The organism is Streptomyces anandii JCM 4720 (assembly GCF_014650655.1).
GTDB lineage: Bacteria > Actinomycetota > Actinomycetes > Streptomycetales > Streptomycetaceae > Streptomyces > Streptomyces anandii.
Genome location: NZ_BMVJ01000063.1, coordinates 2,408 through 2,915, shown reverse-complemented (window position 1 = coordinate 2,915; position 508 = coordinate 2,408). Strand labels below are relative to the sequence as shown.

At 65.0% G+C, this 508-nt stretch carries 1 protein-coding gene; it reads left to right on the top strand.

Annotation, left to right across the window (positions count from 1 at the left end; translation table 11 throughout):
* Nucleotides 1-259: 259 nt before the first annotated feature.
* The coding region (locus IE249_RS35245; protein ID WP_189711563.1) for a hypothetical protein at nt 260-508 on the top strand (249 nt) is incomplete at its 3' end.

The window sequence follows — 508 nt, the reverse complement described above, 5'->3', positions numbered from 1 at the left end:
ACTCGTCGTCGCCCAGGTCGACTACGGTCTGCTCCCTGCGCCCGCGGGGATGGTCCCAAGATGCGCGACCACATGGCAAAAGCCGTGAACTGCTCCCCGCACCCGCGGGGATGATCCCATCAAGGCCCAGCGCAGCCCGGAACCCGGTGGGCGAACAACGTACGCCTTCTTCGCCCGCCGGCGACGGCCGGACTGGTAGCCGAGCTGCACGGACGGCTGCGCGCAGCGGATCCCAGATCAGTACCGCTACGCTCGTCAAATGTTCGAAGACCAGTCGCTCTACGACTACTTCTCCGGCTGCTTTGAACGCGCTGACAAGGTGGGCTTCGCCCTCGTTGACGGCAGGGAGTTCCTCGGCTGGATCCATGAGGTGACAGAGGATCGTATTCTGTTGGCCTGGGCACCCAGTCCGTTCTACGCCCAGGCCAACGATGCGGAGGCGTGGGCGCCCAAGGGCGAGTGGGTGGCGTTCACCGCCCTGGTTCTTGAGTCGATCGCTAGCTACGAC